The following is a 14,710-nucleotide window of genomic DNA, read 5'->3' on the forward strand; positions in this document are numbered from 1 at the left end:
ATTATTTATCTGCCTTTTTTATTGACGTTTACTAATTGACGTTTACTACAAGCAATTAGGTGGTTTTGGTAACCCAGCAAGGCGATTGACGTGGCGGGCGACTAAGCCAGTATTAAATAGATGCTGTAGCTTTTGATTGCTGATAGCATTATCAGGCAAGTTTTGTTGTAGCCACTTAATTAGCGGACGTGTGGCTGGCGCATGATTAAATTTTACAAAAAATGCTCGGACTTGCTGCAACACTGCCAAGCGCTCAGTATCTAGCTCTATATCCAAGGTATTGGCAAGCTGCTGTGCAATAATGGGCGTCCAAATGGTATGGTCACATAAATGCCCATCTTGGTCTAATGCCACGTCGATTAAACTCAATGAGGACGCACGGGAGTCAGTAGAAATACTCATAAAGCTATCGTTACCACTTTATCAAAACGACTGTCTTTGGTCATTGCTACCCATTCTGCATCGCTTAAAATACCAGTGAGCTTTGCCGCTAGGTTAAGCTTCGCTGCGGTGTTTTCATGTAACTGTGCCACATCATCGGCAAGCGCGTAAATACCGGTAATGGTTTCTATCTCCATAGTCTCAATATCGCCCAAATACGCATTAAGCCAGTCTACATACACAACGGTCGTCCCTAATAAAAGGACACTATCGCCCGCTTGCCACGACAATGCCATTTGTTCTGTGCTGCGTCTGAGCGTATCCATGCTGCTATGTAATTGATATAAAGTTGCCATACTCGTGTCCAATGGTTTGCTAGAGTCAGTTTTAAAGCGACTCAACTATATAGATATTTATATAATAAAAACGCGGCTTTGCTATTAAAGGTATTAAGATTAAAAAGTAAGAATTTGCTCAAATACTTGTAAATCTACTTCTTCTGGAATCAAAACTAACTGCGTTGCCAAGTCTGTCGGTAGCATACCTGCTATCCAACCACTGAAGACATCATCAGGCAACCAAGCTGGCGGCATATCATAAAGCTCAAGTGCTTGAATCATACCTTGCAAGCGTGAGTTTGGCTGCGTTAAAAATCCAAATACCGGCGCGTCCAAATACAGCTGCACCTCATGCCCAAAGGTTGCCAATGTCAAAGCGAGCGCGCAGCCTTCATAGCTTGCCATTTCTGTATGCGTATGCAGCCGAATGAGTAATTTCATGAGGTGTTCCTAATCTTTTTTGTTGCTAACGATTAATATTAAACTGGCTATTTTTTATAAGAGCTCGATTTCATTTAAGCCATATTTTTATTGCAAGCATATTTATTAGAACTGCAATAAGCGGCAATCGCCTTGCATCATCATAGCAAGCTCACTCAGACCGACCAATTTAAAGCCTTTCGCTAGATTTTCTGTCTCTAACTGATGGCGCGCGCTATTGTCCGCATCACTAATACCGCGACTGAGTGCGGTACTGACGCAAACAGGAAGAGACAACTGATATTGCTCAGCAAGTGCCTGCCACTCTTGGGTAATATTTATCTGATCGGCTGATTGCCAGCGTAAACGATTGGCGGTATGTGCGGCATCGGCATAGAAAAAGATGTTTAATACAGGGTTTTCATGACTTGTGCTACTAGCCGCATTATTGACTAAAGACGCGCTTTGTAGATAAGTACGAGCATAGCGTAGTGCTATAGGCGCAAGCGGATGACTGGGGTCGGCAGTGATTAATAATAGAGGTGGCGTAGAGGTGTTGATCATAAGCTTGCTCATAAGCGTGTATCGTTAGTTAGCGATACTGATTAATAAAAATAGTTAATAGAAGCGGTTAGTGGTTATGGTAAACGCTCACAATCAGTATCATTGATTGTAAGCTTTCAAAAGTTACTCAGACTTTATTTTAACTTTAGGCTACATCGCTAACCTTAATCATCTGCTTACCTATATTTTCTCCAGAAAATAGCCCAATGAAGGCGTCAGGAATATTTTCAAAGCCTTCAATGAGGTTTTCTTTATAGATTAGCTCGCCATTATTATACCAGTCAGCGATCTGTTGCTTAGCTTCTGCAAAGTGGTCTTTAAAATCATAGACCACAAAACCTTCCATACGCGCACTTTTCTTGATTAAAGTGTGCATCGGTCTTGGTCCTTGTGGTGGGTGTTCTTCGTTGTAATCTGCGATTTGACCACAGATAGCAATGCGAGCATGCTCGTTGATGTTGGCAAAGACAGCATCGAACAGCTCCCCACCTACATTATCAAAGAAGACATCAACGCCATTGGGGCAAGTTTCTCTTATGGCTACTGCCATATCATCGACTTGTTTATAGTTAATGCCTTTATCTAAACCTAAGTCGTGTTCCAAGAAGGCAATTTTTTGGGTAGAGCCTGCGATACCGATAACTTTACAGCCTTTTATCTTAGCGATTTGTGCGGCAATGCTGCCCACAGAGCCTGCTGCACCGGAGACAACGACCGTTTCGCCTTTTTTTGGTTGACCAATACTTAGCATGCCAAAGTAGGCAGAGAGACCAGGAATACCAAGCATGCTGACTGCAGTAGAGATAGGCGCAAGAGTCGGATCTACTTTTTCAATATCGGCAATGTTAACCGTTTGATATTTCTGCCATGCAAATCGACCATGCACGATATCACCAACGGCGAAATTATTGGCGTTACTTTTATTGTTGCTGGTAGTATCAACGGCCACGATTTGAGCAACTGTTCGACTGGTAATAGCTTTGTTCAGCTGAAATTTGTTGCCGGCTGCATCGTCGGTGCCTTTATTCATAAAGCCACGCATCCCAGGATCAACGGATACGTAAATACTTTTAAGTAGCACTTCGCCTTCTTTGAGTGTTGGCATATCGATGTCATTAATCTTAAAGGTGTCTATCGTCGGTACACCTGAAGGATGGTTAGCCAGTACAATTTCTTGGTTTTGTTCTTTTGTATTTATAGTTTTCATTTTTGATTACCTATTTAGTACTGTTAACGCGCTTAAGGCTTTAACGTAGACGGAACATACTAGCATGAACGTATTTTATTATTCACCGTTATATATGTAGTAACTTACTACATCTTACTGCGTAAAAATTCAGTCAGCATCTATACTTACGCTATTTATGCTACCATAAAAATGCTCAAATCAAATACTATCGATGTTGTTAAAGTTAATCTTAGACTTAGCATAAAGCGTAGTTATCGTGAGTATTTAATCAGATAAAACATGATTATTATATGCAAAATTTAGGTCATGTTTTAGTTTTACTGTAGTTTCATAATATCCTGCTGCATGGAGTTATCGTCATTATGCTATCTACCGTACCTAATGGTACAGGCTTTCAGCCCACATCAGACCAGTTAAAAATGCTAGAAACAGCGAGTGAGTTTGCCTATCAGGTTTGGCAGAGTCGGACGGGCGCGTGTCAGACATTTTTGCGTAGCTATCCTTTGGAGAGTACCTTAACTCGCCAGCAAATTGATGATTTGATACAAGATTATACTTTAGACGAAAACTACCAGCTCGCGGACGAAGCCAAAGTGATGAGTGGGTTGCGCCATTTGCGTATGCTGCTAATGATGCGTTGGGTTTGGCAAGATGCGTTAGCAGTAATTGAGCTTGAACAATTGACGGATGAGCTGTCTGAGTTTGCCGATGGCTGTATTTTATTTGCGAAGGATTATACCTATCAGCATCTTGTTACCCAGTACGGGCAGCCAACCTTTATTAATGTTAAAGGTAATGTGCAAGTTGATGATATGGCTATTATGGCGATGGGTAAGCTTGGCGCCCATGAGCTGAATTTATCGAGTGATATTGACCTTGTCTTTATCCATCAAGCACGTGGTGAAACCGATGGAGATAAGGCCAAAGGTACACGTAGTATCGATAACAAGCGTTTTATGACTCGCCTCGGTCAAGGTATCATCAAGCTGCTCGATAATAATACGGCCGATGGTTTTGTCTTTCGGGTCGATATGCGCCTGCGCCCATGGGGTGATGGCAGTGACTTAGCGATTCATTTATCGGCATTGCAGAAGTATTTTGCTCAGCACGGTCGTGCATGGGAGCGTTTTGCTTGGCTCAAAGCCCGTGTGGTTGGGCAGATAGCGCAGCCATTTTATGATGAATTACAAGGACTTATTAAACCATTTGTATTTCGCTATTATGTTGATTACAGTGCTTTTTCGGCACTCAGAGAAATGAAGTCTCTCATTCAAAATCAAGTGGCGCAACGTGAAGATTTGGATAATATCAAACTCGGTGCTGGTGGTATTAGAGATATTGAATTTATTATTCAAGCCTTTCAGTTAATTTATGGCGGTCGGCATCCGCAGCTACAGGTAAAATCTTGTTTAAAGGCGATGCATGCACTGTGTGAGCTTGAATATTTAGAGGGTATTACTTATCAAGAACTGCAAGGCGCTTATCGATTTTTACGTCGGCTTGAGCATGGTATTCAAGCGATTAATGATCAACAAACCCAGCGCCTGCCTCATGATGCCCATTGGCAGCATAATCTGGCACTGACGCTCGGGTTTGAGAATTGGCCTGGATTATTAGAGACGCTCAATCATCATCGATATAACGTCAATGTACCGTTTGAGCGCATGGTGACTGATCGACAAGTACCGACTCATGATGATGAGCTAGAGCCTGTTAACCTTGATGAACAAGTTGCTCGTTTAAATGAAGTGTTGACTGAAGAAAACCGTGTTCAATTGCAAAATTTTTGGCAGTCAAAAATGGTTGCCAATTTGAGCGATGAAGCGCGTGAGCGCTTGGATGGGGCGTATCCGGTGATCGTGCATGCACTGCTAGCGCATCAAGATCAACAGCAACTTGCTAATACCGCATTGCCACGTTTGATTGCCTTGCTTGAAGCGATTTGTCGTCGTTCTATTTATCTGGTCATGATTGCTGAAAATCCTAATGCAACCGTCGAGCTGATTCCGATGCTATCAGCCAGCCCTTGGATTGCAAAAGAATTGGCTCAGTATCCAGTGTTATTGGATACATTCTTACAGCAGCGCTATCGGCATTTACCAGATAAGCCTGAACTACGTGATATCTTACGTCAGCAATTATTGCGGGTTGAGCCTAACGATGAAGAAGAACTATTAAGCGTACTGCGGCTATTTAAAAAGAACCAAGTATTAGCAGTAGCTGCCAGCGATGTGTTAGCTGAGCGTCCTATAATGAAAGTATCAGACTCGCTGACTTATATTGCTGCCGTGGTATTGGAAGCAGCGCTAGAACGCGCTTTTGCTGAAATTGTCAAACGCTATGGTTATCCTATCGGTCAAGATGGCGATCCGGTTACTGAAGCCGATTGCGGCTTTGCAATTATCGGTTATGGCAAGCTTGGTGGTCTTGAGTTATCTTATTCGTCTGATTTAGACTTGGTATTTTTGCATAAAATAAAAGAGCAGGGCATGACTACCGGTGAGAATTCTGTCAGTGGTATGAAGTTTGCGGCACGCTTAGCACAAAAGCTGATGACCTATCTCAATACCCAAACCCGTGACGGCCGTGCTTATGAGGTGGATATGCGTCTACGACCTTCGGGTAATGCTGGCATGATGGTGGTTTCTTGTCACGCCTTTGAAACCTATCAGCTTGAGAAAGCTTGGTCATGGGAGCATCAAGCATTGGTGCGGGCACGAGCAATCTGCGGTGACAAACGAGTGACGGCACTTTTTTGTAATATTCGCCGTACTGTTTTGGCGTTACCACGTACGATTGAGCAAGTTCGTATCGAAGTGACGAGTATGCGCATTAAGATGCAAAAGCATCTAGGAACCAGTCAGTGGCAACAGCAAGCGGGCAAGTTCCATCTTAAGCAAGATGCTGGCGGCATTGTGGATATTGAGTTTTTGGCGCAATTTGCAGTATTGGCGTATTCGCATGAGCATCCAACATTGACTAAGTGGAGTGATAATGTCCGTATCTTTGAAGAGATGGCGACACTGGGTATTTGGGAAGCAACAGTCTGTCAGGATTTGACCGATGCTTATTTACGCATACGCGCAGCTACCCACCAACTAGCGCTATCTGAGCAGTCATTGCTAGTTGATGAGTCGCATTGGACTCAAACCCGCACATTGGTACAGGCGCAGTGGCAGCATCTGATGGGCGTGGAGTCGACAGAATAATCTTGTTAGAACGATGATACAATTTGTATTCGACAGTATATAAATAAAAGCCATGCAGTGATAAACTAAAATGTTGTATTTGCTTTGTGTGCCAGTGATATAATCATTTGCGCTTTAAATTAGCAAATGATATTTACGCTTTAAAACAGGCACTCAGTATCAGTATAAAAATCCAATTAAAATATTTACTTAACACTCAACAAAAAAGTTAGACATCAGCGCTAACATAAGGATTATTAGATGAATATGGCAACAGACGAAGGCAAGCTTTGGATGAATGGCACGATGATTGAACAGCCAGATGCTAAGGTTCATGTGCTTACACATAGCCTTCATTATGGTATGGCTGTCTTTGAAGGCGTCCGTGCTTATCAAACTGCTGATAACCGTACCGCAATTTTTCGCCTAAAAGAACATACCGAGCGTCTATTAGGTTCGGCAAAGATTTTTCAGATGGATGTGCCTTTTGATGCTGCAACGCTTGAGCAAGCGCACAAAGATGTGGTCAAGCAAAACAAACTAGCAGAAGCTTATATTCGCCCGCTTATTTGGGTCGGTGCCGAAAAACTGGGGTTGTCTTCACGTGATAATAGTATCAATGCGATGGTAGCTGCTTGGCATTGGGGCGCCTATCTTGGTGAAGAAGGGATCAAAAATGGCATTCGTGTAAAAACGTCGTCATTCACCCATCACTTGCCAAACGTGACCATGTGTAAGGCAAAAGCCTCAAGTAACTATCCAGTGTCTATCATGGCCAACCAAGAAGTCACCCGCAATGGCTATGATGAAGCTATCTTGATGGATCCACAAGGTTATGTCTGCCAAGGCGCTGGTGAGAACTTATTCTTAGTGAAAGATGGTGTGCTACATACGCCAGATTTAGCAGGTGGTGCGCTTGACGGTATCACCCGTCGTACTATCATCCAATTTGCCGATGATTTGGGTATCAAAGTCATTGAACGACGCATCACTCGTGATGAATTCTACTTAGCTGATGAAATCTTTATGACTGGCACCGCCGCTGAAGTGACGCCTATTCGTGAATACGATGATCGTACTATCGGTAATGGTGGACGTGGACCCTTGACTGAGAAACTGCAAACCTTGTACTTTGATGTGGTGCATGGTCGCAATGAGCAGTATATGGATTGGTTAAGTTTTATTGATTAATCTCTTTAAAACTAGTTTTATAAAGTAAAAAAGCTAAGACCTTTTTAAGTCTTAGCTTTTTTTATTTCTATTATTTAAAGATTTTTATTATAGGTTTGATAAATTATTAAAAGCTTAATAAGTCAGAAGTCATATCTGAACATCGTAGTAATTTCACATCATGTTTATGCAGTAAATCTTCAAAACCGCCACTTATTAACCATTCATATTCAAGCTCTCGTGCGACTTTTATTTCGTCTTGCCAGTTATTACTAGGAACAGCAGGATGACACATAATGAGAGTTGGGGACGAGCAAGCAGTATTGCGTGGCGCACTTTGCAGCCATTGCTCCCATAAGTTAGCTAATTGCTGACTATCAGAATCAAAACCATATACCCCGCCAAATTTATCATTGATTTTAATATGGTTATATTCACAAGACCGACGCCACGCATAACCGCCTAAAATATAAATTATCCAAGATTTTATATCGTTAACGAGGGGCGTTGTTACGCGTGCGCTAAGAGTACCTTGTGTTATCTCAGCACTATAACGATTGTACAGCTCTTTAATTAGGCATTGTCTTATAACTGGAAACTGATGGATATGTTGATGCCCGTCAATAAATACAGGGGCATATCCAAAGCGATCTTCAAACCCATCCAATTGCTGTTTAATCACATCAGTTACTTGCATGGGATTAAAACGGCGTAAGTAGCTTGCTATGATGATCGATTTTAGTGAGCCACGAAGAGTAGAAGGAAATATCCCAGTCAAATCTAAATGCAAACCAATATCGACATTGAGTTTTTTTAATTGATTAATATCGCTATCTGTGATGGCGCCGCCTACCATATAGCTACTAGCACCAATCCGCCCAAGCTCAGCAAGGTGAATAACAGCATCATTTACTGCAGTAGACAAGCCTAAGTCATCAACATTGATAATAATAGGACGTGAACTATCTGTTAGTGATGAAGATTGTTTTTGATAGTTAGGATGGCTCATGATTTAAACGCCCAAAACCTACCTAAAGCAAAGGTCATGACTGTAATAATGGCAGTCACTATCAGCCATATCAATATATAGTATTGCTCACCAAATGAACGTAAACCTAAAACAAATAAACCTTGGTTAGCCATAAACCCTAAAGCTGAGCTACCAAACCATTTGCCAAGTGCTGATAGCGGGCCATTGCTATTTTTATTTGCGCGGCTGGGTTGGTTATTTCCATTATCATTTACCGATGATTTAAAAGTAAGGTAAAAATGTCCTAGAAAACTCACTACAAAAGCGACTAAAAAAGCGAACACGTTCGCCCAAACTGGCTTGATGGCTGTCAAGTTAACGATGCTAATAAGCACTAGAAAGTGAACCAAAGCCGCACTTGCGCCAACCACTAAAAACCAAAGTGCTTGTATAGATGTGGCGTTTGTTGCTGCTACTTTATTCATCAGCTTATTTATCCGTTAATCTGTTAATTACCATTCTATCAGGGTTTGTATTATCAAGATTGGTATGAGGATATTCTGTCGAGGGTTGATGACTAATGCTTGACGTCTGACTATTACTACTAATAGTTTCATCGATTAAGTATAGTGGGCGCTGTTTGACCTCTTCATAGAGGCGACCAACATACTCGCCTATGACGCCAATACACACCAACTGAATACCGGTAGAAAACATAATGCCTGCAGCAACCGTTGCCCAGCCTGCCACATCACTACCAAATATTAAAGTATCTATGACAATATATAAACCATATAAAAAAGCCAATGCTGATACCATAAAACCCATACGTGATATTAAGCGTAATGGTCGCTGAGAAAATGAGGTAATACCCACTAAGGCCAGCTCAAACAAACTACTATAGTTAAATTTGCTTTCACCAGTATCACGATTATCAGCGGTAAAGGGTAGGTAGACGGTATTGAAACCAACCCAAGCATATAAACCTTTCATAAAGCGCTGACGTTCAGGTAATGAGCGCAGGGCATTTAATACCTTGCGGTTCATCACACGAAAATCACCAGCATTAGGTCGTATCTCATAACGTTGGCTATCTTGTATGAAATGATAAAAGCTGCTTTTCAAGGTTTTGGCCAATTTACTCTCGTGTGGACGATTGGCTTGTATGCCTGCAACCATATCAATATCTGACTGCTCAATCAGTGTTAGCATTTGTGCCAATACTGATAAAGGATGCTGACCATCGGCATCCATCATAGCAACCAGCTCGCCACGCGCCGCTGAAAGACCAGCACTAAGCGCAGGCTCTTTGCCAAAATTACGAGATAAACGTATTATCTCAAGCGTGGTATTTGTAGGAAGTGTTTTCATCAAATCTGTGACGACAGCAACTGAATTATCTTGGCTACCATCATCAACAATAGTAATCTCGCAGCTTTTTAAGCCATATTTACTCTGCGTAGTCTGAGTATCTTTTATCGGAATATGAATTGTCTGGGTAAAGGCAAAAACTTCTGGCAAAAATACTTGTAATGCTTCTGCATCATTATAAACAGGGATAATAATAGACAAGTAAGGTTGAGACTGTGATATAGATTCTGGCATAGAAATACTCAGTTGTTCTGTAATCAATAATTGACTGCTAGAGAGCTAATCTTAAATAGTACTTTACTAGAAAGGCTTGAAACAATGGCTTGGAACATAAGCGACCCAGTTTATCAGCAGTGGTTTTCCTATTTTAGAGTCACGCCAATTAAGTTGCCATTGACCTTCTTGCTTAATCAAGCCTGTCATATTTTGATTATTATTCACTGCCTGATTAGCTGTCATTATCTTTAGATTATTAAGTAAAGGCAGCTCGACATCTTGCTCACCATCTTGCCACATCACTAACGTACCATTCTTTTGAAGACGCTCAACACTCATCCATGGCGAATGAATCGCCGGCCCTGATATCATCTGCGAAGGGAAATGACTGTTTATAGTAACCAAAGAGCCAAGCCAGCGATCCCCTGAGACACTATCGAGATTACAGTTACTCAGTGATTGCCAAGTATCTTGTGCTTGAGTGGTTAAAGTTTGCTCTGGCCATTGCATCCTTGATGGTTTATGACGAATTTTATCACCGAAGCCCACATATACTATCATTAGCACTGTCACAAGTGATAACCAAGTAATGAGTGCTTTACGTAGCTTAGTGGCAGTCAATAACTGGGTGGCAGGCGCTATAAATGAAGCAACTATCAGACCTGATAATGCCCACATTGGCATGCCCCACATATCACGTAGACCGACTCCGAATACTAAGCTTAAAACCATGATTACTGCTATTGGCGATAGCCACATGTACCATAGCAATGATGCATTATTGGACAGGTTATTCTTATATTCTTTAATGCTAACTAAGCGTTTACGATTGAATATAAGCATCATTATTAATAGTAGATGAGCGACAAGTTGGGCGGTAATAAACCCTATCCAACTAAAGTGGCGCTTGATGCTATATGCTGCATCATCAACCTCATGTGAGCGCCCATTTGCATAACTGAGCGGCAGCCAATCATGCGTTATTAACCAGTACAAATGTGGTGAGAAGATAGCAAGCATAATAAATGCGGCTATCCAAGGTTTGGGCTGTTTTAATAGTGACCATTGTTTTGGCAATACTAGATACAACGCCATTGGTATCAGTAAAAATATCACCGTGTACTTGGTAAGCATTCCAAGTCCGCCCAGTACACCGAGTAAGATCCAGTCTCTTAAGCAATTTTTAGTCAGCGATTGATAAAATGCTAAGTACAATCCTGCCCAAATAGGAAACTGAGCAACATTATGATTAAACTCAAGACTAGGATAGGTGTAATATAAAACCGCAAGCGTCAGTGCACTACCTAACAATGCAATTTCTTGTGACCAAACTTTTTTACCAAGCTGATAAACTAAATATAGCGTGAGTAGCACATATAATTGGCTGAGTAAGTAAGGACCTATATGCCCAAAAATTTGATAAAAACTGTATAAAACCCAAGAGGAAAACGGCGGATGTTTATAATAACCCCATTGGCACTCACTACCCCAACTGATACCTTCACTCACATCTAAAGGTACGCTACTAGAAATAAATGCAGGAAATATACTCCAAGCTATAAAATACAAGCATAGAAATACAAAAAATGGTCGCCAGTTCTGATATATGTTTTTATTAGGGTTAGGCATGGATAAACTCGTCAATATAGTATGAATGTTGTAAAATACAGAATTTTGACTTGCTAGAATAAATAGTTAGTAATATCAAGAGATACGCATTGTAATCACTTATTGATGTAATTGCGACTGTATAAAAGCTACATTAAAAGCTTATTACAATTAGTGGTTTTTATATCAATATATAGATAATAAAGGGTTAAAGCATTGAGAGTACTGCATTTTGTCACAGGTGGTTTTTCAGGAGCCACTAAAGTTGCTATTGATTTGGTCGAGGCTCATAATGAAATCGAATCAACTGAGAATTTATTGGTACTGCGCCGTAAAAAAACGACAGTACCAGAAAAGTTTGCTGAGCTTGAAGAAAAAGACATTGATTATGAAGTGGTAACGGGTATAACCCACATGGCTACTATTCATGAGCTAAAAAAACTATGTGAGCAATGGCGACCTGATATATTGGTTGCTCATGGATTTCCTGAGCACTTATTGGGACGGCGAGCGGGGCTGCTAGCTAAAGTACCTTACTTAGTACAAGTGGAGCACAACTCTCAAGAACGCTATACACCATGGAAGCTGTACCAAACGCGTAAGCTCAGTAAATCTACAGCCAGTATTATTGCTGTCTCTGAGGGTGTAGCTCAAGTCTTATCTGGACAAGGTCTTAAAGCGCCTATTCAAGCCATCCCAAATGGCATTGATACTACTCGATTTGGCGGCATGAACCTTTTGCCTATTAATGAAAGACCACAAGACCTGATTATGGTAGGAAGATATGCCAAAAGTAAGGATCACGTTACGTTAATTGAAGCACTGCATCAGTTAAAGCAAAAAAGTATAAAACCCAATCTTACCTTAGTTGGCAGTGGGCGTAAGTATTACCAAAAAGAGATACATAATTTGGTCGAGCGCTATGAGCTACATGACCAAGTAACGTTTATTGGATATAGTAGCGAGGTTGACAAGCTATTACTACAACATAAAGTCTTCGTTATGTCGAGCCGTTTTGAAGGGCTGAATCTGGCGGTATTGGAAGCGATGGCAAGTGGATGTGTAGTAGTAGGTAGTCAAGCAATTGGTGTAAAGGAGTTGATTGAGGATAAAGAAGATGGCTTTTTGTTTCCAATTGGTGATGCGGCTGAGCTAGCAGGTATTATCGAAACTATTTTATCTAATCCATCAAACTACCAAGTGCTGGCAACTGCAGCTAGAGAAAAAGTTTTAAGCTATTATGATGAAACCCGTGTTACTAAGGCTTACCACGATTTATTTCAAAAATTACTATCAGGTAGCTAATAACTGGATAACTTTGTTATATGGATTTAATATGAAAAAAAAAGAAATAACAATTAATATTTTAATACCTGTTTATAACGTAGAGGAATATGTAGAGGAATGTATTGATTCAATACTTGCTCAAATAGACAGTAAGGCATCAGTTATAATTATGAATGATGCATCAACAGACAGCAGTGCATCTATTATAGAAGGCTATAAAAAGCATCCTCAAGTAGATGTTTTTGATGCACCTCATAATAGAGGTCTATCTGCAACACGTAATGCGCTTTTTGATATGGCACAGGCAGATTATATATGGTTCATTGATTCAGACGATCTGCTATATGAAAATGCTTACTCCTCTGTAATATCTCAACTAGAAAAACTGAACTCGGATGTTCTATCTGCTGATTATGTATCATTACGAGGGAAAAAAGAGGTAAGAAAAAAAGCATTTATAGGTCAGGCTAATAAAAATTTAAATAATATTAACAACAGTTTCTTAGATAATATTATTAAAAATAATAGTAACCATGTATGGAATAAAGTATTTAGAAGAGAGGTGATACAAGATATAAGATTTAAAGAAGGTTTAAATTTCGAAGATATTTTATATATGACTGATATTTCATTAAAATATTTCCAATATAGCTATCTCAAAAAACCTATCATAAAGTACCGTGAGCGGGAAGGATCAATTTTAAAAAATTTAGATAAAAAATATGTAAATGATTATTTATTTGCTTTTACTTATCGGATTGAAAATTATCAAAGGGATAAAGAAGAAGATAGTTATCATTACTTATTGTATAAAGTATATAAGCGCTATATAGGGTTGCTCGAAAGAATAGCTAAGAATGGTCAGCCAGATTTTTTGAAAGATACTTATGATCAATATCATAGCTATTTTTCAGAATTATATTTAATAGTTAATAAAGAGCTGCCATTACATCAAAGAATGATACTTAATATTAGAAATTCAAAATTAAAAAGTATTTTGAAAGGTATATAGATTATGGAAAATATTTTTAACATTATAAGTAATAAGCCCTATAAGATTTTCTACAATGGTCTAGTACCTAGAAGTAAAAGAAAAGAATGGGGATTTCGGTATTCAGAGCTTCCAGCACAGGCACAAGTAGCAACCTACTGGAATAATATTATACAAGCCTATTTTAATAGTGAAATTGAAAAATATAATATTCAGCCAAAAAAATATTTTAAAAATAAAAAAATCATATGGCAATATTGGGCTCAAGGCATAGAGAATGCTAAAGATACTGCTAAATTGTGTTTTGCTTCCGTAGATAAATATAAAGGTGATTATGAGGTTGTACGAATTACAGATAAAAATATAGACGATTATCTTGATTTACCCGAATTTATAAAAGAAAAAAGAAAGAGTTCTGAGTTCCGTGCAGTCTTTTTTTCTGATTTGTTAAGAGTTGCTTTAATAAACGTCTATGGAGGTATATGGCTAGATGCTTCGATATTACTGACCGATGAAATACCTACTAATTATGCAGATTATGATTTTTTTATGTTTTCAAGAGATAGTGATTCTATTAATCAGCATTGGGGCAAAGGCGATCAACATTTTTATTTTAGCTGGCGTGAGGAATTTAAAGTTAAGCACTTGAGTAGTATTATTTATGGTCATGAAAAAAGCGATCTATCTTCAGTAATGTTGGATTTATTATTATATTTTTGGAAATACGAAGATAAGATACCTCATTATTTTTTCTTTCAAATAATGATTAACGAACTAAAAAATATGAATGTTATTAATTTTAATTTTCCTACAGAAGATGATACTTTACCTCACTTACTTCAAAATAAAATGAGTAAAAAATTTAAAAAAGAGGAATATCAGTTCATTATAGGCCAAGCTTCCTTACATAAACTGAGCCTACATGAAGAGCTTAAAGAAAAAGACATATTTGATAATTTAACTTATTATGGTTTTTTTAAGAGAGAGAACAATATTTAGAAAAATATTCTATTTAGA

The 14,710-nt window shown here is 39.3% G+C and carries 14 protein-coding genes; 5 read left to right on the forward strand and 9 right to left on the reverse strand.

Going from position 1 to position 14,710, the window contains the following annotated elements:
- Positions 1-45 precede the first annotated feature (45 nt).
- From ACMHKH_RS10210 to ACMHKH_RS10230, 5 genes are all read right to left on the reverse strand, one after another.
- The gene (locus ACMHKH_RS10210) at positions 46-402 is read right to left on the reverse strand and encodes a TusE/DsrC/DsvC family sulfur relay protein (RefSeq protein WP_413520533.1); all 357 of its coding nucleotides are present in this window, start codon (positions 400-402) and stop codon (positions 46-48) included.
- Positions 399-737 (reverse strand): hypothetical protein, encoded by a 339-nt coding sequence (locus tag ACMHKH_RS10215; protein WP_413520534.1) that lies wholly within the window; start codon positions 735-737, stop codon positions 399-401. Before ACMHKH_RS10215 ends, ACMHKH_RS10210 begins: the two co-directional genes overlap by 4 nt.
- A 99-nt stretch (positions 738-836) precedes the next feature.
- Positions 837-1,160 carry a hypothetical protein gene (locus ACMHKH_RS10220; RefSeq protein WP_413520535.1) on the reverse strand — a complete coding sequence of 108 codons (324 nt, stop codon included), beginning with the start codon at positions 1,158-1,160 and terminating at the stop codon, positions 837-839.
- 105 nt (positions 1,161-1,265) lie between these two features.
- Positions 1,266-1,715 carry a sulfurtransferase complex subunit TusD gene (gene tusD, locus ACMHKH_RS10225; protein ID WP_413520536.1) on the reverse strand — a complete coding sequence of 150 codons (450 nt, stop codon included), beginning with the start codon at positions 1,713-1,715 and terminating at the stop codon, positions 1,266-1,268.
- Between the two features lie 133 nt (positions 1,716-1,848).
- Complete coding sequence (locus ACMHKH_RS10230; protein WP_413520537.1) at positions 1,849-2,910, reverse strand: NADP-dependent oxidoreductase; 1,062 nt, start codon at positions 2,908-2,910, stop codon at positions 1,849-1,851.
- Between the two features lie 344 nt (positions 2,911-3,254).
- On the opposite strand from ACMHKH_RS10230, the gene glnE reads away from it, so the two are divergent.
- Together glnE and ACMHKH_RS10240 are read left to right on the forward strand one after the other, a co-directional pair.
- On the forward strand, positions 3,255-6,101 hold the full coding sequence (gene glnE, locus ACMHKH_RS10235) for a bifunctional [glutamate--ammonia ligase]-adenylyl-L-tyrosine phosphorylase/[glutamate--ammonia-ligase] adenylyltransferase (protein ID WP_413520538.1): 2,847 nt from the start codon (positions 3,255-3,257) through the stop codon (positions 6,099-6,101).
- 240 nt (positions 6,102-6,341) lie between these two features.
- Positions 6,342-7,271 (forward strand): branched-chain amino acid transaminase, encoded by a 930-nt coding sequence (locus tag ACMHKH_RS10240; protein WP_413520539.1) that lies wholly within the window; start codon positions 6,342-6,344, stop codon positions 7,269-7,271.
- 106 nt (positions 7,272-7,377) lie between these two features.
- Here the strand turns inward: ACMHKH_RS10240 and ACMHKH_RS10245 are convergent, their stop codons facing one another.
- The 4 genes from ACMHKH_RS10245 to ACMHKH_RS10260 all read right to left on the reverse strand — a co-directional run bounded on the left by ACMHKH_RS10245 (position 7,378) and on the right by ACMHKH_RS10260 (position 11,436).
- A complete protein-coding gene (locus ACMHKH_RS10245; RefSeq protein ID WP_413520540.1) occupies positions 7,378-8,259 on the reverse strand; it encodes a ChbG/HpnK family deacetylase in 882 nt (293 codons plus the stop codon).
- The gene (locus ACMHKH_RS10250; RefSeq protein WP_413520541.1) at positions 8,256-8,705 is read right to left on the reverse strand and encodes a GtrA family protein; all 450 of its coding nucleotides are present in this window, start codon (positions 8,703-8,705) and stop codon (positions 8,256-8,258) included. The genes ACMHKH_RS10245 and ACMHKH_RS10250 overlap by 4 nt, the downstream gene beginning before the upstream one ends.
- Before the next feature lie 4 nt (positions 8,706-8,709).
- Positions 8,710-9,825 (reverse strand): glycosyltransferase family 2 protein, encoded by a 1,116-nt coding sequence (locus tag ACMHKH_RS10255; RefSeq protein WP_413520542.1) that lies wholly within the window; start codon positions 9,823-9,825, stop codon positions 8,710-8,712.
- A gap of 66 nt (positions 9,826-9,891) precedes the next feature.
- Positions 9,892-11,436 (reverse strand): glycosyltransferase family 39 protein, encoded by a 1,545-nt coding sequence (locus ACMHKH_RS10260; RefSeq protein WP_413520543.1) that lies wholly within the window; start codon positions 11,434-11,436, stop codon positions 9,892-9,894.
- 195 nt (positions 11,437-11,631) lie between these two features.
- On the opposite strand from ACMHKH_RS10260, the gene ACMHKH_RS10265 reads away from it, so the two are divergent.
- From ACMHKH_RS10265 to ACMHKH_RS10275, 3 genes are read left to right on the forward strand one after another with little or no spacing between them, the layout of a single operon-like run.
- Complete coding sequence (locus ACMHKH_RS10265) at positions 11,632-12,720, forward strand: glycosyltransferase family 4 protein (protein ID WP_413520544.1); 1,089 nt, start codon at positions 11,632-11,634, stop codon at positions 12,718-12,720.
- A gap of 31 nt (positions 12,721-12,751) precedes the next feature.
- A complete protein-coding gene (locus ACMHKH_RS10270; RefSeq protein WP_413520545.1) occupies positions 12,752-13,714 on the forward strand; it encodes a glycosyltransferase family 2 protein in 963 nt (320 codons plus the stop codon).
- Between the two features lie 3 nt (positions 13,715-13,717).
- Positions 13,718-14,692 carry a capsular polysaccharide synthesis protein gene (locus ACMHKH_RS10275; RefSeq protein ID WP_413520546.1) on the forward strand — a complete coding sequence of 325 codons (975 nt, stop codon included), beginning with the start codon at positions 13,718-13,720 and terminating at the stop codon, positions 14,690-14,692.
- The last annotated feature ends 18 nt before the right edge of the window (positions 14,693-14,710 follow it).

The sequence above is a fragment of the Psychrobacter glacincola genome (assembly GCF_965118485.1).
Classification (GTDB): Bacteria; Pseudomonadota; Gammaproteobacteria; order Pseudomonadales; family Moraxellaceae; genus Psychrobacter; species Psychrobacter glacincola_D.